Raw genomic sequence first — 22,775 nt, forward strand, 5'->3', positions numbered from 1 at the left:
TAATCTAGTGCACCAAATGTCTGCCTATCAACACCAGCCTCCAGTAATTCCGAGAAGAGTACTGCTGTCGAATTTCACAGTTTTTATTACATTTGGGTATCGTTCTATTTTAGTATAGAAAGTAAAAACTATATAATATGCATGAACTAGTGGTCGAAAGTGTCGGAAAGAAGTACGGAGACCTCTGGGCGCTTCGGAACTTCTCCCTCCGTGCCGACACTGGTGTACTCGGCTTGCTTGGACCGAACGGAGCCGGGAAATCAACGTTGATGCGGATTATCGCGACAATTACCGAACCGACCGAAGGATTCGTGACGTGGGAGGGAACGAACGTCGTCACCTCGCCGGAAAGCATCCGCAAAGATATTGGTTACCTTCCCCAGAGTTTTGGGACGTACCCCGACCTGACAGCCGAGGAGTTTTTAGAGTACTTCGCAGCGCTGAATGGCGTCTCGGTGAAGCAGGGTAAGGAGCGAATCGACGAACTCCTTGATTTAGTTAATCTGGAAGACGCTAGAGACCGAAAATTGGCTACCTTTTCGGGTGGCATGGAACAGCGTGTCGGTATCGCCCAGGCGCTACTTAACGACCCGAATATCTTGATAGTTGACGAGCCGACCGTGGGTCTCGACCCCCAGGAGCGAGTCCGTTTTCGAAAACGTCCTGTCTAGTCTCGCCGACGACATCGTCGTAATTCTCTCTACGCACATTGTCTCCGACATCGAGGCGACGGCGAGCGAAATCGCGGTGATGAACGACGGAACTCTCGTCACGCATACGACGCCAGAGTCGGGGATTTCGTCTGTCGAAGGCGACGTCTGGGAGTGGGTGGTTTCTAGCGAGAGACTCTCGAACGTCAAACGGGACCACCTCATCAGTACGACGACACGGCGGGCCGACGGCGTTCACGTTCGAGTCATCTCTGACCAACCGCCGGACTCAGATGCGACTGCCGTCGAACCAACGCTCGAAGACGCCTATCTCGCCATGACGACCGGTGAGTCACGATGAGCCAGCTTCGGGCCTGCTATCACGTCGCTCGGACCAGTTTCTACAGTCGCCTGGCAGGGTATCGACTCTTGGTTGTCGTGGTGGTTGGAGCGTACTTCGCACTCTCCAAGACTGCGACAGTCGGATTTGCGCGGGATTTAGCTGTTGACAACGCCGCGCTCGTCGGGTCTCACACCGCGGTCGTCGCAGCGATAACCATCCTCCTACTTGGCTTCTTTGTCGTCAGGGACGCGATAGCGATGGACCGCTACAATGGTCCTGGTGAGTTAATCGCCGCGACGCCGATTCGGAATCTTACCTACGTCTTTGGTAAGTGGCTCGGGAACGTTTCGGTTCTTACCGTCGCTTCGTTCATGATGGCGGTTATCGCCATTGTCCGATTTCAACTGCAGGGTGTCGGTCCCTTCAACCTCTGGAAACTCCTCTCGCCGTTCGTACTGTTAACCATTCCGGCGGTGATGCTGGTCTCGGCACTCGCGCTCCTGTTCGAAACCGTCGAGAGACTTCGCGGTGGGTGGGCTAGTGTGGCCTACTTCCTCATGGTCATCCTTATTCTCGTCTCGGGCGTCGTGGACCCGATGGGAATCAGACCCGTTGTGTCCAGCATTCAGTCGGTGCCCGAGAGCCAGACATTAGACGGGCAGAAAGTGTGGCACGGACTCTCGCTGACTGGCGAGGTCGCACTCCGGCGGCTTCTGTACGCCGCGGCCGCGCTTGGTATCGTCGTCGTCAGCGCTGTCCGTTTCGACCGCTTCGACGGGAGCGACCACAGCGGTACTGACGCAAACGCCGACTCCGATATGAGTGGCGACGCGACTTCACCTGACCGGACCCCAGTCGGGACGTCGCTCTCTCCGGTAGAGACCAACGTCGGGTCGACCCCGTGCCGATTCTTCGCGCCGAAGGACGGCTTGCGTTCCGGAGCCAGCGTCGGTGGTGGTACGTTGGCGGTGGGCTCCTCTGGCTCGCGTCCGTTCTCGTTCCGCTTTCGACTGTCCGCGATGCAGTTGTGCCACTACTCTGGATTTGGCCGCTCCTCGTCTGGTCGGAGATGGGTATTCGAGAGCGTCGCTATCGGACGACCGCATTAGTTGGGTCTTCCCGTTACCCTATCGGACAACTTCTCGCCGTCTGGACCGTCGGAGTGGCGGTCGCGCTTTCCGTGACAGCAGGCCTCGGAGTTCGATTCCTACTGGTAGGCGACCTGACGCAACTGCTTGCACTTCTTTCAGGTGCGGTTTTCGTTCCGTCTTTCGCTCTTGCGAGCGGTATCTGGAGCGGGACCCGTCGGTTGTTCGAAGGCATCTACCTACTGCTCTGGTACGCAGGCGCACAAATCGGGTGGCTTGATTTCATGGGCGCAACGGGACGTGCTAGCATCGAAACGTCCGTCTCATTCGCCTGCTGTGCCGTCGTCCTTCTCTATCTGTCTATCGTCGGTCGCCGCCGACAATTCCAGCGTTAATTCCAAACCGCGTCCGGTTCATCGACTTCAGTCGAACATCCCGGTCGAGAGGTATCGCTCGCCGCTGTCGGGGAACACCGTCACGACCAGCGGGCAGTCGTCGTAGCCGTCGAGTGCGCCGCCGTCCGATTGAACTTCGGTCGCCGCTCCGCCAGTGGTACTCGCTTCGCCGCCGTCGGAGGCGACGAGGTCCTCGATTTCGTCGGGGGTCTCAGGGCAGTTCAGTTCGGGTCGGGCGATGCGCTCGGCGACGCGGCGGGCCGCGACCGCCGCCGCGCCCGACGACTGGCCGACGAGGATGCCCTCCTCGCGGGCGAGTCGGCGGGCCTCGCGTTCGGCGTCCTCCAGCGCCACCGTCTCGACGCCCGTGAGGAGGTCGGTGTCCAGCAGGTCGCTGACGAACCCCGGTCCCATCCCTTGGTAGTCGTCGTGTCCGGACTCGTCGGTCGGGAGGACGCCGTCTGAATCGTCCGACGCGCCGCCACTCAGTTCCCGGGTGAGGACCGCGTTGCGCTCGGGTTCGACCGCCACCACCTCCATCTCGGGGAACTCCTCCAGCAGGCGCGAGGCGGTGCCCGTGATGGTGCCGCCGGTACCCACCCCGGCCACGAAGGCGTCGATTTCCCGGCCTTCGACCTGCTCCAGTATCTCCTCGGCGGTCGTCCGGTAGTGGGCTCGGCGTTCGCGGGGTTGGCGAACTGCCCCATCTGGACGACGCCGTCCTCTTCGGCGAGTCGGTCGGCGCGCTCGCGGGCGTCCTCCATCTCGCCCTCGACCAGTTCGAGGTTCGCGCCGTACGCCCGCAGCAGTTTCCGACGCTCGGGTGATTTCGACGCGGGCATCACGATGGTGAGGTCGTAGCCGCGGGCGGCGGCCGCCACTGCGAGACCGATGCCGGTGTTGCCGCTCGTGGGTTCGACGAGGTGGTCGCCCGGCGAGATGTCGCCCGCTCGCTCGGCGGCCGCTATCATCTCGCGCGCGGGACGGTCCTTGGCTGACCCGCCGGGGTTGAAACCCTCGACCTTCGCCGCTATCGTCGCGCCCTCGGGAGAGGAGACGCTGACGAGCGGCGACCCCACTGCGTCGAGGATAGATTCCTTCATTAGCTCCATCTACGCAGGCGACGTATAAACGAATGGCGACTGGTGACACTACGTGCCGGGAATGTCAGTATTTGCCGGTTTTCGGAGTCCGGGTCGCCGGTCGTGCGACCCCCGACCGTTTATGAGGGGCCGGTGAGAGGTAGCCGCCAAGAGATGTCCCAGGAGACCATCGACGTGGCCGAGGTGAGCGCCGGGAAAGAGGGATTCGAATTTCGCTATTAGGAGATAGTCACAAATGACTAACATACAAGTGAGGGCCGGAGGGATATCTGTCCAAATGACGGACGGAAATAAACCGTGGAGAGACGAACAACGACTGCGTACGCTCTACGTGGAGAAACGACTTTCCACGAGAGAAATCGGGGAGCGTCTCGACTGCAGTCGTAAGACAGTCGAGAAGTGGATTCGTGAGTACGAATTAAAGACCGAGGCAAAACCGTGGCAAGATGAGGCGACGCTCTCTCGATTGAGGAACGAGGAGTATCTCAGCCAAGCGGAAATCGCCGAACGATTCGACTGTAGCCAAACGGTAATCTCGTACTGGTTACGCGAGTTCGATTTAGAGTCTGGAAAACTTACGAAGCCCGAACCGTGGAGAGACGAAGAGGTTCTGCGGCGATTGTACGTGGAGCAACAACTGACGATGGCGGAAGTTGCCGACACCCTGCAATGTAGCAGAGAGGCAGTCGAAGAGTGGATTCACCGCCACGGAATAGGGACTCGGTCGAGAAATCCCGACGTACCGGAAGAACTTACTGACCGTGATACTCTCCAAAAACTCTATATCGAGGCCGGAATGAGTACGTATCAAATCGGCGAAAAACTCGACTGCGCCCCCTCGACGGTCTTCGATTGGCTCCGAGAACACGGAATCGAAACGCGGTCTGTCGGCTCACAACCCGGCGAACTCCATCACCGCTGGAGGGGTGGCGGAGACCCATACTACGGTGAGAACTGGCACGAACAGCGTCGAACGGCCCTTCGACGCGACGGTTTCGAGTGTCAAAAGTGCGGTATCAGCGAAGAAGAGCACCGGGAATCGCATCACGTGGGTCTCGATGTACATCACATTGTACCACTGCGTGATTTTTCGACACCGGAGGGCGCGAACCGTTTGGAAAATCTCGTTACCCTCTGTCGTAACTGTCACAATAAAGTCGAAGCTGAGCAACCGGATACAGTAAAAGAGCTACTATGACTGACGAGGAAACTATCGAAGTCGGGAAACACGGCGAAAACTCAGTCGACCTCCCTGTCATCGACTTGCTTACCGGACGCGGTTTCGTCACCGGCAAGTCGGGGTCCGGGAAGTCGAATACGATGTCGGTCGTCGCGGAGAATCTGTTGGACCGTGGGTACGGGCTGATGATTGTGGACGTAGATGGTGAATATTACGGCCTGAAGGAGGAGTACGAACTGCTCCACGCGGGGGCCGACGAGGAGTGCGACATTCAGGTCGAACCCCAGCACGCCGAGAAACTCGCGTCGCTGGCGCTGGAGGAGAACGTCCCCATCATCCTCGACGTGTCGGGCTACCTGAACGAGGACGACGGCAAAGAACTGCTGAAGGCGGTCGCCCAGCAGTTGTTCGCCAAGGAGAAGAAGCTCAAGAAGCCGTTCCTGATGGTGGTCGAGGAGGTCCACGAATACATCCCCGAGGGCGGCGGGATGGACGAGTGCGGCCGAATGCTCATCAAGATAGGCAAGCGCGGGCGCAAGCACGGACTCGGTATCGCGGGCATCAGCCAGCGCCCGGCCGACGTGAAGAAAGACTTCATCACCCAGTGCGACTGGCTGGTGTGGCACCGGCTCACGTGGAACAACGACACCAACGTCGTCGGGCGCATCCTCGGCAACGACTACGCCGACGCCATCGAGGACATGGGCGACGGCGAGGCGTTCATGACGACCGACTGGTCCGAGGAGACCCGCCGGGTCAAGTTCCACCGCAAGCAGACGTTCGACGCCGGGGCCACGCCCGGTCTCGACGACTTCGAGCGCCCCGACCTCAAGTCGGTCAGCGACGACCTCGTGAGCGACCTCCGGGAGATAAGCGAGGAGGAGTCCCGCAGGGAGGACCGCATCGAGGAACTCCAGCAGGAACTCCGCGAGAAGGAGAACCACATCGAGGACCTCGAACGCCAACTGGAGGAGGCCCGCGAGATGGAGGAGGTCGCCGACAAGTTCGCCAAGGCGATGCTCGACACCTCCCGGAACCAGCGCGCTAACCCCTACGTCGATACCGGCGGGGCGAACTCGGGCGGGCGAGTCGTCGGTGGGGGCCAGCGAGTCCAGCAGGCCGACCTCGGCGGCTTCGAACAGGCCGAGGCGAAGGACGCCGAGAGCGAGACGGACGACGACGCGACCGAGGCGGACGCCCCCGACGCCGAGGACCGCGAACCGCTCGAAGCGATTCGAGCGGAACTCGACGCGCTCGACCCCGTCGAGCGCGGGATGCTGGCCTACTATCTCGGCGAGGGACCGGCGAGTCCGGTCGAGGCCCACGTCGTTGCGGGCGGGGCGGAGGACCGCGAACTCGCCTACAACCACAACCGGACGCTCCGCCAGCGCGGGTTCGTCCAGCACGCCGGGCACGGCGAGTACGTCGCCGCGTTACCGAGTCTGCTCGCGGCGCTGACAGACGGCGAGATGGACGACGACACCCGGAGCGAGGCGCTGGCGGAGGTCGCCCAGGAACTCCCCGACGTGGAAGCGGGAGAGTCGGCGTAGGGACGCTCCGCGACTCGGCAGTCCGGTTCTCAGTCGATAGAAATCCGAGTGAGGTTTTTAAGACCAGACTGCCCATCAACCATACATGTTAGTCAGAGAACTGATGACTGAATCTGTCGTAACGGTCGAGAGTGGTTCTTCGGTCCAGCAGGCGGCGACCCAGATGCTCAGGCACAGCGTCGGTAGCGTAATCGTGACTCACGCGGGGACGCCCGCGGGCATCGTCACGAAGTCCGACATTCTGTACGCGGGGGTCGCGACCGGACGGCCGTACGACCGAATTCCGCTCGACTCGGTCGTGAGCCATCCCGTGGTGACGATTCGGCCCGACGACACCGTCGTCCGGGCGGTCGCGGTGATGAAGGAAAACGCGACGAAGCACCTCCCCGTGACGGTTGACGACGAACTGAGGGGCATCGTGACGACCACCGACATCGCCACGCACCACCGAGACCTGTTCGACGACGTTCGGCGGATTCAGTCGGGCGGCCGGGAGTTGTCGGACGCGGAGGGTCGGCCTCTCGACGGAGACGACGAGCGGGTGGGCCACGCGCCGGGAGAGTTTTAGGTCGGTTCCGGCTATCTGTTCCTATGAACACGCTGGCCCGGGCGGGCGAGGACGAGTGGAAGCTTCCCCAGCACGCCTACGTGGTCGTCTACGACGAGCGCGAAACCGAACTGCTGACCATCTACGACTGCGGCGCGGCCCAGAAACCGCCGTCGGCGCGGGTGCTGGGCAACCTCGTCCGCGTGAAAGCCGACCACGAACTGGAGAACACCGTCACTGGGTACGTCGTCCGGATGCGGGAGGAGTCGATTCTGGAGAAGCAGGACGACGACCACTGGATAATCGTCGCCGAGTAGTACGGCGGTTCGTCCGCTCGGTCTCTACAGCGGTGCCACCAAGTCCTCCAGCGCCGCCTTCGGGTCGTCGGCCTTCGCCACGCCGCTGGCCAGCAGGACTCCCTCCGCGCCGAGTTCCTGCGCGGAGGTCAGGTCCTCGCCGGTCGAGATTCCCGCGCCGCAGTACACCGCCACCGAGTCGTCCACCGCCTCGGCGGCCTCGACCGCGTCGGTGACGATGTCGGGGTCGGCCTTGCTGACTGGCGTCCCGGTGCCGATGAGTTCCGGAGGTTCGACGGCCACGGCGTCCGGGCCGAGCGCGGCGACCGCCCCGATTTGGTCGGGGTTGTTCGCGCAGACGCAGGTGTCGAGGTCCGCGCGCTGTGCTGCGTCGAGCGCGCCGTCGATGTCCGCGAGTTTCAGGCGGCGCTCGGAGTGGTTGAGCAGGGTCCCGGTCGCGCCCGCCTCGGCGGCGGGCTCGGCCAGCGTCGAACCGGTGTGGCTGCCGTGTTCGACCGGTCCGACGTGCTGTGCCCACGTCTCGACGCCCGTCTGGGCGACGCGTTCGAGGTGCGCGGCCTGCGGCGCGACGGCGATGTCCACACCCGACGCGTCGCTGACCTCGCGGGCGGCGGTGGCGACTTCGACCGGGTCACACGGGTACGCTTTCAGATTGACGACGACCTTCATGTCCGAACCGACCGGCGGGCGCGACTAATAGGTTGCGAGACCGGAGTAACCTGCGGAGCAGCGGACGGTCTCGGAGACACGAAAATCGAATCGGTCGAGGGCTTCGCGAGGCTCCGGGAGACACCAGCTACGAGACTGCCAAAGAGCTAATCGCGCGAACGGAGCGAACCGGCCGTGCCGACCGAGCGACGGCACGAACCGGGCGTAGCGGGGCGGGCGGAGTACCGTGCCGTGAGTGGGACCGACGACCCTCGAAAGTCGGGACCGTCCTTCTGCTCTCGCCGTCGCGTCTCTCTAGTCCTTGCGCTTGACCACGTCGCCGAGCGTGTACTCGCCCGACGAACTGCCGCCGCTCCACTCCTCGTCGTCGGCGGAGCTACCGGCGGTCAACCGGATGTCGAGTTCGCTCTCGAGTTTCTGCCGCACTTCGTCGCTGGGGAGCACGTCGCCGCGCTCCAGTTTCCGGATGAGGCTCGCCTTCTCGTTGAGTTCGTCGGCGAGGTCCTCTTGGGTCATGCCCTCGCTCTCGCGGGCGTTTCGGATGCGGTCGTCGTAGTCTTGGGCGATTTCGTCCATGTCGTCGAACATGTCCGAGCGCCGTGACTGGGACGAACTCGAAGACGTACTCGACGAGGAGGAGGACCCGGAACTCCCCGACGAGGAAGAGGAGGTCGAGTACTTGGTCGAGGTGGAACTGGAGGTGTCCTGCGTCTTGACCTCGGTCCCGAAGTCCGAGCAGTTGTCGCAAACGTCCAACTCGGCCCCCTCGACCTTGATGGTCTTCGGGGAACCCGTCTCGGCACCGCACATCTCACACTGTACCATGAGGGAAGGTAGTCTGTCGCCGCTCTTAAATTCCACGCCGTGGCATCCGGCGAACGTCGTCGGTCCGACGGCCGTTCGTTCGAATCTCGTCGTCCAGTCGTCCGAAAACCACCGGTCAGTCAGACTGCGGCATCGCTGTCGGGTCGCCCGTAAAGAGGTCGCCCATCGAACGAACGAGGTCCTACGGCAGTTTGTCGTCGTCCTGTTGGTCGCGGAGATAGCCGAACCCCTGTTTGACCTCCTCGCTCCGCTCGAAGTACTTCAAAACCCGTCGGCAGGTCTCGCGAGAGAGCCGTGTCTCGCGGCTCAACTCGAACAGCGAGTCCACCTCCTCGGCGACTTCGAGGAACTCGTCCATGCTGATGTGGCTGTTCGCCGGTAGTATGTCGTCCAAGTCCACGCTGATGCCCGATTCACCCGGTCGTTCGTCCGTCATAACACTTCGCTACCTCTGTTCCTTTCGACATTACCGACTGTGAAAAAGCTAACTAACCGACGGCCAACTGACTAGTTTCAGTGGCGGAGACCGACGTCGGCCTACGACAGCGCTCGCCAAGAGTAGTAGAATCGCTGGAGCGCGGTGACGTGGCCGACGACGGCGAAGACCACGAGCAACCACGCCGCGACCGAAAGTCCCGCGGGGGTCGCCGACACGACGGCCGCGAGGACCCCGGTGACGCCGACGAGCGCGAGTCGGTCGGCGCGCCCGAGCAGGCCGCCGTACACCCTGTCGAGTCCGACCGCCTGCGCCTGCGTCCCGAGGTAGGAGGTCATCAGCACGCCGGTCACGGCCGCGAGACCCAGCGCGTATCGGTCGATTCCGGCCGCGAGTCCCGTGATGATGACGATGTCGGCGTACCGGTCGAGGACGTGGTCCAGCAGGTCGCCCGCCTTCGAGTCGGTGCCGAGTTCCCGCGCCAGCGCGCCGTCGAGCAGGTCGAGCCACCCGTTCAGGAAGACGAGGACGGCCCCCGCGAAGTACCAGACTGGGTCCTGTTCGCCGAGGTAGAACGCTCCCCCCGCGCCACCCGCGAGCGCGAACGCGACGACGCTGACCGCGTCCGGAGTCAGGCCGAGTCTCGTCGAGAGCGAGACGAACGGGTCGAGCATCCGGTCGGCCACGTGGCGGAACTGGTCGAGGGTCATAGGTAATCGAGGTAGGAGACCGTTCCGGCGCTGGGTTCGCGGTCGTCGGAGACGACCGCCGAGATTTCGGCGGCCACCGCTTCGGGGTCACGGTCGGTCGTCTCGATTTCGTACACGTTCTCGACGCCGTGCTCGTTCACTGCCTCCGAGAGAATCACGTCCAGCGCCTCGCTCTCGGCGTTCTCGCTGGCCTTCGCCTCTGACTCCCCGCGGTCGGTGAGCCTGCGTTCCAGTTCCTCGGGGTGGCACCGAAGGACGACCACTCTGTCGGCGTCGAGGTGGTGGGCGAGGTGCGACTCCACGAGCAGGTCGTCGCGGTCCGACAGACGCTCGGCGACCGCGTCGAGGTCGGCGACGAGACTGTCGCGCTCCTCGTCGCGCTCGCTCCAGAGGTCCTCGTCGCGAATCAGTTCGTTGAGGTGGACGACTTCGAGACCGGCGTCGGCGAACTCGGGTTCTGATTCGAGCGCCTCGACCGCTGAGGTCTTGCCGGTGCCGGGCGTTCCAGTGACAACGACTCTCACGACGATAACACCTCGTTGAGTTCGGCGACCGCGCGCTCGGTCTCGGCCTCGGTGCCGCAGGTGATGCGAACGCACTCTGGAAGGCCGAAACTCGTGCAGTCCCGGACGATGACCCCGCGGTGCTGGAGTTCGTCGGCGACTTCGCTCGCGTTCCCGACCTCCGCCAGCACGAAGTTCGCGTGGCTCTCCCACGTCGGCGCGTCGAGGTTCTCGTAGACGTACTCCCGCGCCCACGCGGCGGTCTCGACCGTCTTCTCGGCGTGGTCGTCGTCGTCCAGTGCGGCGAGTCCGGCCCGACAGGCGATTTCGCTCGCGGCGAACGGGGTGTTCACCCGGGCGTAGGCGTCGGCCCACTCCTCGGGCACGACGCCGTAGCCGAGGCGGACCCCTGCCAGTCCGTACACCTTCGAGAACGTCCTGAGGACCGCCACGTCGTCGCGCGTCCGGACGAGTTCGACCGCGCTCGGCGCGTCGGCGAACTCGCCGTACGCCTCGTCCACGACGACGAGGGTGTCGTCGCTCGTCTCGTCGGCGATTGCCTCTACCGCGTCGAGGTCGAACCGCTTCCCGGTCGGATTGTGCGGACTCGTGAGGTGGACGATTCGCTCGCCGTCGTAGTCCGAGAGGACCGTCTCGGCCGTCAGTGCGAAGTCGTCGTCCTTCGAGAGACTGTACTCCTCGACCTCGCCGTGGTGGAAGCGCGCGCTCATCCCGTAGTAGGCGAACCCGGGGTCCGGCACGAGGACGGTGTCGCCGGGTTCGAGCGTGGCCCGAGCGAGGTAGTCGAGGACGCCGTCGCCGCCGTTGCCCAACCAGACCTGCTCGGACGCGACGTCCCAGCGGTCGGCCAGTTTCTCGGTGAGGTCGGCGTGCGACGCTTTGGGGTAGGAGCTAGCCGACGCGGCCGTCTCCCGGATGGCCTCAACTGCGGCCGGACTCGGGCCGAAGGGGTTCTCGTTCGAAGCGAGTTTCACGAGGTCGTCGGGGTCGAGTCCGAGTTCCCGAGCGACCTCTTCGATGCCCCGTCCGGCCTGATAGACGGTGTGCGCGGAGAGGTCCCGTGGTTGCATGTGAGAGAGGTGTGGGCGACTTGCCTTAAGAGTGCTTACCTCGGGTAGGAGCGCATCCGAGGCGAAGGGACGGCGGCGCGACTGCACACTAACTGCGTGTAGTGGAACGCCGGTGAGAAGCGAAACGACGAGCAGAGATGAACTGACGAGTAGAGAGAGAGAACGACGAGCAGCGACGGAACCACGAACTGGCCGACTCCCGAGTAGCGTCGAACTGTGAAGAACCCACTCGGCCGACAGAGCGCCGAAGTGCGAATTGCGGCCGTTAGCGACGCTATGGGCCGATTTGGCGGTGGTTATGTCAATGTCCGCCCAGTACAAATAAGGAGAAACCTGCCGACTACCCGACGGGGAGACAACGATGGCACGAGACAATCGTAACCGGTGGGGAAGAGGGAGTCACGAGTCAGACCGTCAGCAGCGAAGCGAACAGGGCGAAGGCGACACCCGAGGCGGCCGATACTCCGCGGGCGGTCGAGAGTCCGCGGGCGGCGGCGACCGGCGAGGTGAGTCCGGTCACCGACAGTCCGGCCAGCAGAACATGCCCGGCCAGCATCAGACCGGCCAACATCGAACCGGCCAGCAACAGGGCGGTCAGCACCAGACCGGCCAGCACCAGACCGGTCGGCACCAGATGGGTGAACACGACGTACAGGAACACGGCGGCCAGCAGATGGGCCGACAGTCCGGCGAGCAGCACCACCATCACCACCATCATCACCACGGAGGCGACCAACAGCAGGGCCGACAGGGCGGTCAGCAGATGGGTCACGGCCAGTCCGGCCAGCGTCAGCAGTCGGGTCGAACCGGCACCCGATACGGGAGTAACCGCCAGCAGTCCGGCCAGCGAGGAGGACAGCACCAGCAGTCGGGACAGGGCCAACAGATGGGCCGCCACGGGAGCAGTCAGCGCCACGAGGTCGGGCAGAATCAGGGACGCGGTCAGTCCCGCCACCAGAGCGGTGACGTACACGAACTGAGCCAACACGGCGGAAGCGGCGGCCAGTACACGGGGCACGACCGCCAGCAGTCCGGCCAGCATCAGCAATCCGGACGGCACCAACAGTCGGGACAGCATCAGCAGTCCGGGCAGCACCAGCAGACCGGTCGGCAGTCCCGACAGGGCGGACAGGGGCAGGACCAGAACCAGTACGGTGGTAGCTCCGAGAGCGGGTTCAGCCCGGTTCAGCAGACCATGATGCGCGGTCAGGAGCATCACGGCCGCCAGAGCGAGCAGGGTCACGGCGACGAGTCACACCGCCGACGGTAACCGCCGGAACTGGAACGGACACCCCTACCTGCACCAGCACCAGCGGCTCTACCGCCCGGGAATTCCTTTTTGCACGGTATTCGACCACGGTGACAGACGTTAGCCCTAATGGCGTTCGGGGCCGAGGAACGGTAGGGGATGGGTATGTTCGAGTTATATACTACTGACAGCCGAGTGCGGCGTCGAGGTGGGAGACGATGAGCGACGCTCCGGAGACCGACTCCGAGGTACCGGCGTCACAACAGCGCGGGGCGGTCGATTACGACGAACTCGAAGCGCTGCTCGGCGACCGAGCGATTCGACGTGAGGACCACGTCAACTCCGGCGGGTTCGTCGTCCGACCTGACGAGGTGCAGGAGGTCTTGGGGACGCTCAAGGAGGAGGCGGGCTTCGACCACCTCTCGTTGCTGACCGCCCAAGAGTACGAGGACCGCTACGAGAGCATCTATCACCTCCGCAAGTACCACGATGCCTCTCAGGAGGTCAACGTAATCGTTCCGACCGGCAAGGACGACCCGTGGAACGAGACGGCAGTGCCGGTGTACAAGACGGCGGAATGGCACGAACGGGAGGCTTACGACCTCGTCGGTATCGAATACAGAGGTCACCCGGACCTCCGGCGCATCCTCCTGCCAGAGACGTGGCAGGGCCACCCGCTCGCCCGCGACTACGACCAAGACCGGCCGCAAATCGTCTCGCTGAAGGAACACGTCAACCCGGTCGCGTCCTCGAAGAAGGACGCCGAATCGGACACGATGTTCCTGAACATCGGTCCGCACCACCCCGCGACTCACGGCGTGCTCCACCTCAAGACGGTGCTGGACGGCGAGCAGGTCGCGGACGTGGAACCCGACATCGGCTACCTCCACCGCTGCGAGGAGCAGATGTGCCAGACCAAGAACTACCGCTATCAGATAATGCCGTACCCCGACCGGTGGGACTACACGGCCAACATGCCCAACGAATGGGCGTACGCGCGGGCGGCCGAGGACCTCAACGACATCGAGGTGCCCGAGTACGCCCAGATACTCCGGACGATGGCGGTCGAACTCGCCCGCATCAAGGGGCACATGCTGGCGCTCGGGACCTTCGCGCTCGACGTCTACGGCGACTTCACGGCCACGTTCATGTACGCCATCCGCGACCGGGAGATAGTACAGAACATTCTGGAGGACCTGACGGGCCAGCGCATGATGTTCAACTACTTCCGCCTCGGCGGGGTGGTCTGGGACCTGCCCGAACCCCGCGAGGAGTGGTTCGCCAAGGTCCGGGAGTTCCTCGACGCGCTACCGCAACACGTCGAGGAGTACCACGACCTGCTGACCGACAACGAAATCTTCCAGAAGCGGACCGTCGATACCGGAGTCATCTCCGCGGAGACGGCCAAGGCGTACGGCTGTACGGGACCGGTCGCCCGCGGGTCGGGCGTTGACTACGACCTGCGCCGCGACGACCCCTACGGCTACTACGACGAACTCGACTGGGACGTCGTCACGGAACCGTACGGCGACAACTTCTCGCGTGTGATGGTTCGGATGCGCGAGGTCGAGGAGTCGGCCAAGATAATCGGCCAGTGCATCGACCTGCTCGAAGACTGGCCCGAGGACGAGCGCAACATCCAGAGCAACGTCCCGCGGACTCTCAAGCCCGAACCCGACACGGAGATTTACCGCGCGGTCGAGGCCGCCAAGGGGGAACTGGGCGTGTACATCCGGTCGGACGGCACTTCTCAACCCGCGCGATTCAAGATTCGGAGCGCGTGCTTCAACAACCTCCACTCGCTGGAGTCGATGGCCGAGGGCGAGTACGTCCCTGACCTCGTGGCCGCACTGGGGAGTTTGGACATCGTGTTGGGGTCGGTGGACCGGTAAGAGAGGGGCCGTCCCCCGCCGGACTTCGCCTCTTCACGGGTGGCCACAATCGCCTTACCGACGACTGCCGTGCCACTTCTATGGTCGAACTCGGTTACGCGCTCTCCAGCGAAGAGCATCGCCCCAACGACCTCGTGGACTACGCGGTCCGCGCCGAGGACGTGGGCTTCGACTTCGTCTCGATTTCCGACCACTACCACCCGTGGCTGAGCGAACAGGACGAGTCCCCGTTCGCGTGGGCGACGCTCGGCGGCATCGCTCGTGCGACCATCGACATCGACGTGGGCGTGGGCGTGACCTGTCCCATAATCCGGTACGAACCCGCGGTCCTCGCGCAGGCCGCGGCGACCGTCGAGACGATGCTGGAAGACGACGGCCAGCGGTTCTACTTCGGCGTCGGCACCGGAGAGAACCTGAACGAACACGTCACGGGAGACCACTGGCCGCCCCACCACGTCCGACTGGAGATGCTCGAAGAGGCCGTCGAGGTGATTCGCAAACTCTGGACGGGCAAGATGGTGAGCTATCACGGCGACCACTACACCGTCGAGAACGCCAAACTGTTCACTCTCCCGGAGCAGAACGCACCCATCTGCGTGTCCGCCTACGGCGACCAGACCGCGAAGAAGGCGGCCGACCTCGGCGACGGCTTCTGGTCGGTCGGTCCCCGAGACGTGGTCCAGACCTTCGAGGACGAAGGCGGCGAGGGACCGAAGTTCAGCCAGTTGACGGTCTGTTACGCCGACGACGAGGACGAGGCGGTCGAGACCGCTCACCAGATGTGGCGTCAGAGCCTTCTCCCCGGACAGTTAGCCACCGAACTGGAGACGCACAAACTCTTCGAGGAGGCCAGCCAACTGGTCACGGAGGAGAAGGTGCGCGAGTCCGACAGCATCGTGACCGACCCCGACCCGCAGGCGCACGTCGAGAACCTCCGGAAGTTCACCGACGCGGGCTACGACCACGTCTACGTCCACCAAGTCGGCCCGAATCAGGAGCAGTTCTTCCAGTTCTACGAGGACGAGGTGTTGCCCGAGTTCGAGTGATTCGGTGGCAGGTTCCCTCGGAACGCTAAAACGGTCCTTTCACCCATCCAGAACTTTACGGGGTCTCGATATGATAGGTAGCCTATGGCACGCGACACGCGACGATGGCTAGTTCCCGTGGCGCTCGCGCTCCTGCTCGTTCTCGCGGGATGTTCGGGCAGCGGCAGTGACGCTTCGCGGCAAGCGACCGCCGCCGCAGGCGACCCGAGTCTGTCGAACGACGAGGCGGCGACGCAGGCGTCGTCGGGCACCTCGAATCCCGGCTTTCAGGGACAGGACGCGCAGGTCCGCCAGCGAGCGCTGATTCGGACGGGAACGGTGTCGGTCGAAGTCGAAGACTACGACGACGTCCGGCGCAACCTCACGCGGACGACCCGGCGACTCGGCGGGTTCGTCGGGGACTCGTCCGAGAAGGTTCACACCCGCGGGAATCGGTCGTGGACCACCGGGAAACTGGTCGTCCGAGTTCCCAAGGAGAACTTCTCGGCGCTCGTCACCCGGGCCAAGCGGACCGGCGAGGTCCGGAAGGCCAGTACGAACACCAAGGACGTGACCGAGAAACTCGTGGATATCGACGCCCGACTGAAGAATCTGGAGGCCCAGCGCGAGAAGCTACGGAGTCTCTACGAGGAGGCCAACGACACCGAGAACGTCCTCGAAGTCCAGCAGCGACTCTCTGAGGTCCAGTCCGAAATCGAGCGGCTTCAGGCCCAGCGCAAGTCGCTGAAGCGCCAAGTCGCCTACTCGACGCTGACCGTCCGACTGAACGAGCGCCCGCCCGAACCCGAATCGCCCGACGAGGACCGAGACGCGTGGTACGACACCGGGTTGGTCTCTGCGTTCCTCGCGTCGGCAGACGGCGTCGTCGTCGTGGTTCGCGGTCTCGCGGTGGGACTGGCCTACGCGATGCCGTATCTGCTGGCGTTCGGTGTTCCCGTCGGCGGGGTTGTCGCGCTCTGGCGACGCCGACGGTCGGCCGACACCGCGAGCGCGGGTGCGAACCTCCCCGACGCGCCGGAACCTCCGGACGCCACCGACGCCTCGGAGACCCCGGACGAGGACGACTGACCGGAACGAACGACGGCCCTCTGAAGGACGCCTGATTGGGACGAACGACGGTCCTCCGGCGGTCGAATCAGTCTCCCGGTTACAGTCGCTCGTCCACGTGGTCGGCCGCCTTCAGCGCGAGCGCTGCAATAGTCAGCGTCGGGTTCAGCGCGCCGCTCGTCACGAAGACGCTGCTCGACGCGATAGCGAGGTTCCGGAGGTCGTGGGTCCGCAGTCGCGAGTTCACCACGCTCTCGTCGGGGTCGGTTCCCATCCGAGTCGTACCCATGTGGTGAAACGCGGGACCCGTGTTCTCCGGGCCGACGGTCCACGAGACGTCCGCGCCGAGTTCGTCGAGTATCGCGCGCTGGATTTCGTTCGCCCGCCGGAGCGACGACTTCGTCCGAGCGTCCACCGACCAGTGTATCTTCGGGACGGGATTCCCGTGGTCGTCCGTGGTGGACGGGTCGAGCGTGACGCGGTTCTCTTTCCGCGGGCGCTGGCCGACGAGTCCGCCCATCGCTATCGAGTTTCCGTACCCCTCCCGGAGGGTGTCGAGCAGGTCGTCGCCCCACTGGTCGCCCGAGAGCGCCATTTCGACCGGCGAGGGACCGGCGTAGTTCAGGAACTCCAGTTTGATGCTGTCGGGGGCCGGTTCGTCGCCGGAGTCGGTCCACTCCGGGACACCGCCGTCCGGACCCTCGGTCCCCCGGGTCGGGTCGTCGTAGAACTGGTGGCACTCGCTGGTGATGAACCCGACGTGATTCTGGCGGGTCTCCCGGTCCAGCGTCCCGCCGACGCCCGCGAACAGGTGGTCCATGAAGTACCGGCCGACTGCGCCCGACGAGTTGGCGAGTCCGTCCGGATACTGCGCCGACTTCGAGAGCAACAGGAGGCGGGGAATCTCGACGCCCCCCGCCGCGAGGACGAACTCGCGGGCCTCCTGCCGGTGGGTCTCGCCGTCGGGGGTGGCGTAGACCGCCGCGGTGACGCGCTCGCCGGGGTCGTCGTGTTCGAGGCGCTGAACCGGCGCTCGGTCGATGACCCGCGCCCCTTCGCTCTCGGCCTTCTCGACGTGGTGGTCGGCCGAGTACTTCGCGCCGGAGGGACAGACCGGCTTGCAGGTGCCGTAGCCCACGCAGGCGCTCCGGTCGTCGTAGGACTCGGAGTTCCGTGCGTTGGGCACCGAGTGCATCGTGACGCCGAGGCGCTCGCAGGCTACTGCGAACAGCGAATCGCTGTGCGAGGGCGGGAACGCCGTCATCGGGAACGGTTTCTCGCGAGGCGGCGCGTAGGGGTTGTCGTCCGCGCCCGCGACCCCCAGCGCCCGCTCGGCCTCGGCGTAGTACGGCCGGAGGTCCCCGTAGTCGAGCGGCCACGACTCGAAGTCCGACTCGTGGAGGCGCATCACCATCCCCTGCCAGTGGAGCGTGGTGCCGCCGACGCCCTTGACGCGGGCGCGGTTAAGCGGGTAGAATCGCTCTCCACTGGAAGTGTAGGCGTCTCGCGGGCCGCCCATCTCCCAGACCGACAGGGGGTCGTGACCGGGGCGAATCGCGCGCTCCATCCGCCGCTTACGGTCCTCGAAGTCGAAGCGCTCCCCTGCTTCGAGAACGACTACGTCGTACCCCCGCTCCGCGAGTCGGTGTGCCGCGAGCGCGCCCGCTGGTCCAGCCCCGACCACGCACACGTCGGCGCGTTCGGACGGGTTCCTGTCGGTCATTCTCCGCCTCCGTCGGCGTTCGGTCCGCGTCGATAGCTCCCGGTTCCGCCGGGGTGACCCTGCGGATTCTCGATGCCGACCAACCTCCCGCCGGTCGGCGAGGTGTAGAGCGCGTACAGCAGTTCGTTGACGAGGTAGTACCGGACGCGGGCCGGGTCGCTCCCCTCCGGGTCCGGGTCGGCGGTGTCCGCGCCCATCTGGTCCAGCACCGACTCGCGGGTTTCGGCGTCGAGGCCGCGGAAGTCGGCACCGTGCCACGTCCGGGCGTACTCGTCGAGCGTCGAGAGGGCTTCGACCATCCCCTCGCGATAGTCTGCTCGGTCTTTCGTCCGGCCGAGGGCGTAGGTGCGGACGAACTCCTCGACGCCCGTGACTGCGGATGGGTAGACCACGCCGGCCACAGCGAGCAGGGTCGCCATCCTGTCCTCCGGCGAGGGGGTCTCGGCGAAGGGGTTCCGGAGTCCCCCGTCACTGTCGGTTCCGACGACCGCGCCGGTCCCGACCGCGACGCCGCTGGCGGCGAGGGCGGCCAGCGCGTCTCGACGAGTCAGTTCCATCTGCACCGAGTTAGGCCAGCCTAAAACTTAGGGGTTACCATGTCGGTGCTGTCGGTACGCTGGTACCTGAAGCGGAACTGTAGCACACTCGGAAACCCGGCGGTCACGTCGTTTCTGGAGTCCCGACGATTATCTGTTTCTGAGGCAACACTTACGTGCGGTGAAGTCGAAGGTCTGCGTCAGGAGACTATCATGAGTGACTTGCTCCGGACGGTGAGCCGGTTCCTCAACGACCACTGGGTTCTGAAGTGGTTCGTCGCGCCGATACTGTTCATGGCTTCGGTGCTGTTCGTGCTCGGCCTGTTCGTCACGACGTCCCTGGGCGAAATCGGTCAATTAGTGGGCCTGTACGCCGCCGTCTCGCTCGCGGTAGTCACGCTCGGACTCGTCCTCGATTGGGTAGCCCGAAACGTCGTCGGTTGGAACGTCTTCACGTCGAACCGCACCCGCGAACGCCAGTGAGGACCTCCAGTTCACTCTGCCAACACCCTTTAAGTGGCAAACGAGTGTAGTTCGAACCGCACATGAAACTCACTTGGTACGGCCACTCGACGTGGCACGTCGAGGTAGACGGAACGGAACTCCTCATCGACCCCTTCTTCGACAACCCGAAGACCGAGACCGACCCCGAGGAACTCAACCCCGACTACCTCCTTCTCACCCACGGCCACGCGGACCACATCGGCGACGTGGACCGCTACGAGGGGACCGAACTGGTCGCCACGCCCGAAGTCGTGGAGTACTGCCGCGACGAGTTCGGCGACTTCGAGGCCGTCGGCGGGATGGGGATGAACCTCGGCGGGACCGTCGAGTGCGACGACGCCTTCGTCACGATGGTCCGGGCCGACCACACCAACGGCATGGACACCTCCTACGGCACCTCCGGCGGGATGCCCGCCGGGTTCGTCGTCAGCGACACCAAACCCACCCAAATCAGCGACGAGGAGAGCCAGTCGTTCTATCACGCCGGCGATACCTCGCTCCAGACCGAGATGCGCGAGGTCATCGGTCCGTTCCTCGAACCCGACGCCGCCGCGGTGCCCATCGGCGACCACTTCACGATGGGACCGATGCAGGCCGCCATCGCGGTCGATTGGGTGGACGCCGACTACGCGTTCCCGATGCACTACGACACCTTCCCGCCCATCGAGCAGGACCCCGAGGACTTCCGCAAGGAGGTCAAAGGAGCGGGAAGCGACGCCGACGTACAGATTCTCGACGGCGACGAGACGTTCGACCTCGGCGGCGAACTCTACTGACGCTCCGGCGTTCGACTCCGGGCGGTTCCCGTCTCCTTCTCTCCTGCCCGGCGCGTGCTACGGTTGCCGTACTCGCGGCGTAATCGGTCCGAACGTCAGGTATCGTTTCACGCACGTCGGCCGAGAGCAATACTTAGGGGTCTGGCGGGCGAACGTCCGGGCGCATGACGAAGGAAGTCACAACTGTCTCCGAGGAGGGGTACAAGTCCGAGAATCAGGTACGCGACTTTGAGGTCACCATCGACGCGACCGGCGAGGACGCACCCGACACGCTCGAAAGTCTGCTGGCGGCGTACGGGTCGTGCTACGTCCCCGCGCTCCGCGTCGGCGCAGAACAGCGCGACGTCGGCGACCTCGGTCGCATCGAAATCGACGTGAGCGGCGACCTCAACGACGACGACAAACTCGACGCCGTCCAGTTCACGGTCCGGACGAGACCGAAATCGAGGACGAACAGGCCGACGAGGTCGTCGAGCGTGCCGACGAACTCTGTAAGGTCCACGACGCGCTGAAGGGCGAGTTGGCCGCGGACGTCACGGTCGAAGGCGGCGCGTTCTGAAGACCGGCGTCGCACTCTCCGTCGGACCGTTCTTTTTCCGAAAACGGGTTCGCTGTTGCCGTCACGCAGGAAAACCCTCATACCATCTCCACCCGAACAGTCCGGGTATGACCGAACGCGCGTGGCAGGACCTCATCGTCGGCGACCGGATGGCAGTCGACCAGGAGTTCGCACAGCGGATTACCGACTCCCAGTTCTCCCGGCAGGAGTGGGGTCTCATCATGACCGCGGTGGAGTTCGAAATCGAGAACCCCGGGGACGACGAGCAGGCGCGAATCGTCGCCGACACCTCGAAGGTAGAGCAGGTGATGCCGGAACTGGAGAACATCCGGAATCAGATGAACTCCATGGCCGGTGGCGGCGGTGGGGGTAACGGCGGCGGCGGTGGCGTCTTCGACTCCGTGAAGGACGCCCTCGGTCTGGGCGGCGGTGGCGGTGCGGACCGCGACCGAATCGAGGCGGCCGACCGCCTCGCACAGGAGTACGCGGGCGAACTCCAGCAGCGACTCGAATCGCAGGGCAAGTGGTCACAAGTCCGCGACGCGGCCGCCGAGTGATGGACCGCCAGCGAAACGCCGGTCGCCAGCGACTGCTTGGTCGGTTCGCGCCGGGGGCGTGGCGGTACGCCCTGCTGGCGCTGGCACTGGCGATACCCGCCTCGATACTCTCGCGTCTGGCCGACCGGTCGCGGCGCTGGAGCGTCACGGCCCCGCTTCTGGCGGTCGGTGCGCTGCTGTTTCACCGGGACCCCGACCGAACGCCGCCGGACTCCGGCGTCCTCGCGCCCGCCGACGGTCGCGTCTCGGTCGTGCGCGAGGAGGACGGTCCGGACGGAGCGGGTGAGAGAGTCCGAATCGGCGTGTTCATGAACGTCACTGACGTCCACGTCAATCGAGCGCCGTTCGGGGGCCGCGTCGAGGCGGTCGAACACGAACCCGGCAAGCACCGCCCGGCGTTCTCGAAGGAGTCGGACAACAACGAGAAACTCCACGTCCGGTTCCCGGACCACGAGGTGACGCTGATTGCCGGAGCGTTCGCGCGCCGCATCCACCCCTACGTCGAACCCGGCGACGAACTCGACCGCGGCGAGCGACTCGGCCACATCTCGTTCGGCAGTCGCGCGGACGTGTTGCTCCCGGAGTCGTTCGACCCCGCGGACGTGACCGTCGAACCGGGCCAGAAGGTGCGGGCGGGCGAGACGGTAATCGCCGAGCGCTAATCGCCGCTGTAATCGCCGCCGTGGAACAGCGTCCGTTCCTCGGCCTCGTAGATGTTGATTAGTTCGCTGACGATTTCGTCGTAGGACTCGTCTTCCACCCGGAGACTGTCGAGCGCTCTATCGTCTCCTCGTCGAGTTGTATCTCGGGCATCGTCACGGAGTATGCCATCAATCCTCTTAAGCGACCGGGGGCGTCTCGCGGCCGCGGCGGCGAGCGCGCCGCGCCGCCGTGAGCGAGTGACGACCGTTGCGGAGTTGGTTGTCGGCGCAAGCAGACTCGGTAATTCGGTTCCGAAATCGGACACTACCGAATCCGAGTCGGACCGTTCTTTCGACTCCCATCCCGGTAGGCGCGGACCTCGCTCGCAGAGACGTCCCACTCGATTCACACCCCTCCGTGTTAAATTACGGGGTCGTTTGCGGAACATCCCGAGAGGTGGGTGACCGCGTAACAATCGGTTACTGGGTCCGCTAAGCCCCGGTTACAGGGGTGTAGGTACTGGATAACAAAGTGGGTAGGATTGTGTGTATCTATCGCGCAGACATGACCACGACCGACAACCGACTCACCAACGGCGACGACACGATGGCCGAGAACCGATGCCAGAGCTGCGGCTCCTTCGTTACGCGCGACTTCGCTCGCGTCTTCGGGAACAACCACAACGAAGTCTTCGGCTGTCTGGAGTGCATGACCGCGACAGAGGTCAAGAAAGGAGGCGCACGGGCCGACGAGGTAGACACGACCAACCTCATCGGCGGCCGCGAACCGCTTCGATAACCGTTCGGAACGATTTCGGAACGAACTACGTTCTCGCTA

23 protein-coding genes and 3 pseudogenes are annotated in these 22,775 nt (G+C 64.4%); 16 read left to right on the forward strand and 10 right to left on the reverse strand.

All coding sequences use genetic code 11. The features are described 5' to 3' along the window. The first annotated feature begins 137 nt into the window (after positions 1-137). Positions 138-1,011 (forward strand): annotated as a pseudogene (locus tag FXF75_RS23575) (ABC transporter ATP-binding protein). After that, complete coding sequence (locus FXF75_RS20400) at positions 1,008-2,102, forward strand: ABC transporter permease (protein ID WP_163523918.1); 1,095 nt, start codon at positions 1,008-1,010, stop codon at positions 2,100-2,102. The pseudogene FXF75_RS23575 and the gene FXF75_RS20400 overlap by 4 nt, the downstream one beginning before the upstream one ends. Positions 2,103-2,503: 401 nt before the next feature. Here the strand turns inward: FXF75_RS20400 and FXF75_RS20405 are convergent. Then, a pseudogene (locus FXF75_RS20405) lies at positions 2,504-3,579 on the reverse strand (PLP-dependent cysteine synthase family protein). Positions 3,580-3,814: 235 nt separating this feature from the next. Here FXF75_RS20405 and FXF75_RS20410 point away from each other — a divergent pair. From FXF75_RS20410 to FXF75_RS20425, 4 genes are all read left to right on the forward strand, one after another. Continuing rightward, on the forward strand, positions 3,815-4,777 hold the full coding sequence (locus tag FXF75_RS20410; RefSeq protein ID WP_163523919.1) for a helix-turn-helix domain-containing protein: 963 nt from the start codon (positions 3,815-3,817) through the stop codon (positions 4,775-4,777). Next, positions 4,774-6,309 carry an ATP-binding protein gene (locus FXF75_RS20415; protein ID WP_163523920.1) on the forward strand — a complete coding sequence of 512 codons (1,536 nt, stop codon included), beginning with the start codon at positions 4,774-4,776 and terminating at the stop codon, positions 6,307-6,309. Before FXF75_RS20410 ends, FXF75_RS20415 begins: the two co-directional genes overlap by 4 nt. Positions 6,310-6,394: 85 nt before the next feature. Then, positions 6,395-6,877, forward strand: coding sequence for a CBS domain-containing protein (locus FXF75_RS20420; protein WP_163523921.1), 483 nt, complete (start codon positions 6,395-6,397; stop codon positions 6,875-6,877). Between the two features lie 23 nt (positions 6,878-6,900). After that, positions 6,901-7,173, forward strand: a complete 273-nt coding sequence (locus FXF75_RS20425) for a hypothetical protein (RefSeq protein WP_163523922.1) — start codon at positions 6,901-6,903, stop codon at positions 7,171-7,173. Between the two features lie 24 nt (positions 7,174-7,197). Here the strand turns inward: FXF75_RS20425 and tpiA are convergent, their stop codons facing one another. The 7 genes from tpiA to FXF75_RS20460 form a co-directional block, all read right to left on the reverse strand. Then, entirely contained in the window at positions 7,198-7,842 is a 645-nt protein-coding gene (tpiA, locus tag FXF75_RS20430) for a triose-phosphate isomerase (protein WP_163523923.1), read from the reverse strand. A gap of 294 nt (positions 7,843-8,136) precedes the next feature. Then, complete coding sequence (locus FXF75_RS20435) at positions 8,137-8,667, reverse strand: multiprotein bridging factor aMBF1 (RefSeq protein ID WP_163523924.1); 531 nt, start codon at positions 8,665-8,667, stop codon at positions 8,137-8,139. 181 nt (positions 8,668-8,848) lie between these two features. Further along, positions 8,849-9,103, reverse strand: a complete 255-nt coding sequence (locus FXF75_RS20440; RefSeq protein WP_163523925.1) for a hypothetical protein — start codon at positions 9,101-9,103, stop codon at positions 8,849-8,851. Positions 9,104-9,204: 101 nt separating this feature from the next. Beyond that, on the reverse strand, positions 9,205-9,813 hold the full coding sequence (locus tag FXF75_RS20445; RefSeq protein ID WP_163523926.1) for a CDP-alcohol phosphatidyltransferase family protein: 609 nt from the start codon (positions 9,811-9,813) through the stop codon (positions 9,205-9,207). After that, complete coding sequence (locus FXF75_RS20450) at positions 9,810-10,337, reverse strand: adenylate kinase family protein (protein WP_163523927.1); 528 nt, start codon at positions 10,335-10,337, stop codon at positions 9,810-9,812. The genes FXF75_RS20445 and FXF75_RS20450 overlap by 4 nt, the downstream gene beginning before the upstream one ends. Continuing rightward, on the reverse strand, positions 10,334-11,407 hold the full coding sequence (gene hisC / locus FXF75_RS20455; protein WP_163523928.1) for a histidinol-phosphate transaminase: 1,074 nt from the start codon (positions 11,405-11,407) through the stop codon (positions 10,334-10,336). Before hisC ends, FXF75_RS20450 begins: the two co-directional genes overlap by 4 nt. A gap of 406 nt (positions 11,408-11,813) precedes the next feature. Continuing rightward, a complete protein-coding gene (locus FXF75_RS20460; RefSeq protein ID WP_163523929.1) occupies positions 11,814-12,290 on the reverse strand; it encodes a hypothetical protein in 477 nt (158 codons plus the stop codon). 3 nt (positions 12,291-12,293) lie between these two features. Here FXF75_RS20460 and FXF75_RS20465 point away from each other — a divergent pair, with 3 nt between their 5' ends. From FXF75_RS20465 to FXF75_RS20480, 4 genes are all read left to right on the forward strand, one after another. Next, the gene (locus tag FXF75_RS20465) at positions 12,294-12,677 is read left to right on the forward strand and encodes a hypothetical protein (protein WP_163523930.1); all 384 of its coding nucleotides are present in this window, start codon (positions 12,294-12,296) and stop codon (positions 12,675-12,677) included. Between the two features lie 197 nt (positions 12,678-12,874). Beyond that, a complete protein-coding gene (locus FXF75_RS20470; RefSeq protein ID WP_163523931.1) occupies positions 12,875-14,548 on the forward strand; it encodes an NADH-quinone oxidoreductase subunit D in 1,674 nt (557 codons plus the stop codon). Positions 14,549-14,628: 80 nt separating this feature from the next. Continuing rightward, the gene (locus FXF75_RS20475) at positions 14,629-15,594 is read left to right on the forward strand and encodes a TIGR03557 family F420-dependent LLM class oxidoreductase (RefSeq protein ID WP_163523932.1); all 966 of its coding nucleotides are present in this window, start codon (positions 14,629-14,631) and stop codon (positions 15,592-15,594) included. A gap of 84 nt (positions 15,595-15,678) precedes the next feature. Beyond that, positions 15,679-16,662, forward strand: coding sequence for a DUF4349 domain-containing protein (locus FXF75_RS20480; protein WP_163523933.1), 984 nt, complete (start codon positions 15,679-15,681; stop codon positions 16,660-16,662). 79 nt (positions 16,663-16,741) lie between these two features. On the opposite strand, the gene FXF75_RS20485 is transcribed toward FXF75_RS20480, so the two are convergent. Beyond that, positions 16,742-18,364 (reverse strand): GMC family oxidoreductase, encoded by a 1,623-nt coding sequence (locus FXF75_RS20485; protein ID WP_163523934.1) that lies wholly within the window; start codon positions 18,362-18,364, stop codon positions 16,742-16,744. Continuing rightward, on the reverse strand, positions 18,361-18,921 hold the full coding sequence (locus tag FXF75_RS20490) for a gluconate 2-dehydrogenase subunit 3 family protein (protein WP_163523935.1): 561 nt from the start codon (positions 18,919-18,921) through the stop codon (positions 18,361-18,363). Before FXF75_RS20490 ends, FXF75_RS20485 begins: the two co-directional genes overlap by 4 nt. A 192-nt stretch (positions 18,922-19,113) precedes the next feature. Between FXF75_RS20490 and FXF75_RS20495 the strand changes: the two genes are divergently transcribed. The 6 genes and pseudogenes from FXF75_RS20495 to FXF75_RS20520 all read left to right on the forward strand — a co-directional run bounded on the left by FXF75_RS20495 (position 19,114) and on the right by FXF75_RS20520 (position 22,736). Beyond that, positions 19,114-19,383: a hypothetical protein gene (locus tag FXF75_RS20495; RefSeq protein WP_163523936.1), complete on the forward strand. Its 270-nt coding sequence runs from the start codon at positions 19,114-19,116 to the stop codon at positions 19,381-19,383. A 62-nt stretch (positions 19,384-19,445) separates the two neighbouring features. Next, complete coding sequence (locus FXF75_RS20500) at positions 19,446-20,180, forward strand: metal-dependent hydrolase (protein WP_163523937.1); 735 nt, start codon at positions 19,446-19,448, stop codon at positions 20,178-20,180. A gap of 164 nt (positions 20,181-20,344) precedes the next feature. Continuing rightward, positions 20,345-20,739: pseudogene (locus tag FXF75_RS20505) on the forward strand (OsmC family protein). Between the two features lie 107 nt (positions 20,740-20,846). Beyond that, positions 20,847-21,296 (forward strand): DUF5799 family protein, encoded by a 450-nt coding sequence (locus tag FXF75_RS20510; protein WP_163523938.1) that lies wholly within the window; start codon positions 20,847-20,849, stop codon positions 21,294-21,296. Next, the gene (locus FXF75_RS20515) at positions 21,296-21,958 is read left to right on the forward strand and encodes a protein sorting system archaetidylserine decarboxylase (protein WP_163523939.1); all 663 of its coding nucleotides are present in this window, start codon (positions 21,296-21,298) and stop codon (positions 21,956-21,958) included. Before FXF75_RS20510 ends, FXF75_RS20515 begins: the two co-directional genes overlap by 1 nt. A 544-nt stretch (positions 21,959-22,502) precedes the next feature. Continuing rightward, a complete protein-coding gene (locus tag FXF75_RS20520) occupies positions 22,503-22,736 on the forward strand; it encodes a hypothetical protein (protein ID WP_115863977.1) in 234 nt (77 codons plus the stop codon). The last annotated feature ends 39 nt before the right edge of the window (positions 22,737-22,775 follow it).

The organism is Halorussus sp. MSC15.2 (assembly GCF_010747475.1).
GTDB lineage: Archaea > Halobacteriota > Halobacteria > Halobacteriales > Haladaptataceae > Halorussus.

Bases quoted from the DNA above. Each gene is read 5' to 3' on its own strand.
- FXF75_RS20400 (WP_163523918.1), top strand. From the start codon at position 1,008: ATGAGCCAGCTTCGGGCCTGCTATCACGTCGCTCGGACCAGTTTCTAC.
- FXF75_RS20410 (WP_163523919.1), top strand. From the start codon at position 3,815: ATGACTAACATACAAGTGAGGGCCGGAGGGATATCTGTCCAAATGACG.
- FXF75_RS20415 (WP_163523920.1), top strand. From the start codon at position 4,774: ATGACTGACGAGGAAACTATCGAAGTCGGGAAACACGGCGAAAACTCA.
- FXF75_RS20420 (WP_163523921.1), top strand. From the start codon at position 6,395: ATGTTAGTCAGAGAACTGATGACTGAATCTGTCGTAACGGTCGAGAGT.
- FXF75_RS20425 (WP_163523922.1), top strand. From the start codon at position 6,901: ATGAACACGCTGGCCCGGGCGGGCGAGGACGAGTGGAAGCTTCCCCAG.
- tpiA (WP_163523923.1), bottom strand. From the start codon at position 7,842: ATGAAGGTCGTCGTCAATCTGAAAGCGTACCCGTGTGACCCGGTCGAA.
- FXF75_RS20435 (WP_163523924.1), bottom strand. From the start codon at position 8,667: ATGGTACAGTGTGAGATGTGCGGTGCCGAGACGGGTTCCCCGAAGACC.
- FXF75_RS20440 (WP_163523925.1), bottom strand. From the start codon at position 9,103: ATGACGGACGAACGACCGGGTGAATCGGGCATCAGCGTGGACTTGGAC.
- FXF75_RS20445 (WP_163523926.1), bottom strand. From the start codon at position 9,813: ATGACCCTCGACCAGTTCCGCCACGTGGCCGACCGGATGCTCGACCCG.
- hisC (WP_163523928.1), bottom strand. From the start codon at position 11,407: ATGCAACCACGGGACCTCTCCGCGCACACCGTCTATCAGGCCGGACGG.
- FXF75_RS20465 (WP_163523930.1), top strand. From the start codon at position 12,294: ATGGGCCGCCACGGGAGCAGTCAGCGCCACGAGGTCGGGCAGAATCAG.
- FXF75_RS20470 (WP_163523931.1), top strand. From the start codon at position 12,875: ATGAGCGACGCTCCGGAGACCGACTCCGAGGTACCGGCGTCACAACAG.
- FXF75_RS20475 (WP_163523932.1), top strand. From the start codon at position 14,629: ATGGTCGAACTCGGTTACGCGCTCTCCAGCGAAGAGCATCGCCCCAAC.
- FXF75_RS20480 (WP_163523933.1), top strand. From the start codon at position 15,679: ATGGCACGCGACACGCGACGATGGCTAGTTCCCGTGGCGCTCGCGCTC.
- FXF75_RS20485 (WP_163523934.1), bottom strand. From the start codon at position 18,364: ATGACCGACAGGAACCCGTCCGAACGCGCCGACGTGTGCGTGGTCGGG.
- FXF75_RS20490 (WP_163523935.1), bottom strand. From the start codon at position 18,921: ATGGAACTGACTCGTCGAGACGCGCTGGCCGCCCTCGCCGCCAGCGGC.
- FXF75_RS20495 (WP_163523936.1), top strand. From the start codon at position 19,114: ATGAGTGACTTGCTCCGGACGGTGAGCCGGTTCCTCAACGACCACTGG.
- FXF75_RS20500 (WP_163523937.1), top strand. From the start codon at position 19,446: ATGAAACTCACTTGGTACGGCCACTCGACGTGGCACGTCGAGGTAGAC.
- FXF75_RS20510 (WP_163523938.1), top strand. From the start codon at position 20,847: ATGACCGAACGCGCGTGGCAGGACCTCATCGTCGGCGACCGGATGGCA.
- FXF75_RS20515 (WP_163523939.1), top strand. From the start codon at position 21,296: ATGGACCGCCAGCGAAACGCCGGTCGCCAGCGACTGCTTGGTCGGTTC.
- FXF75_RS20520 (WP_115863977.1), top strand. From the start codon at position 22,503: ATGACCACGACCGACAACCGACTCACCAACGGCGACGACACGATGGCC.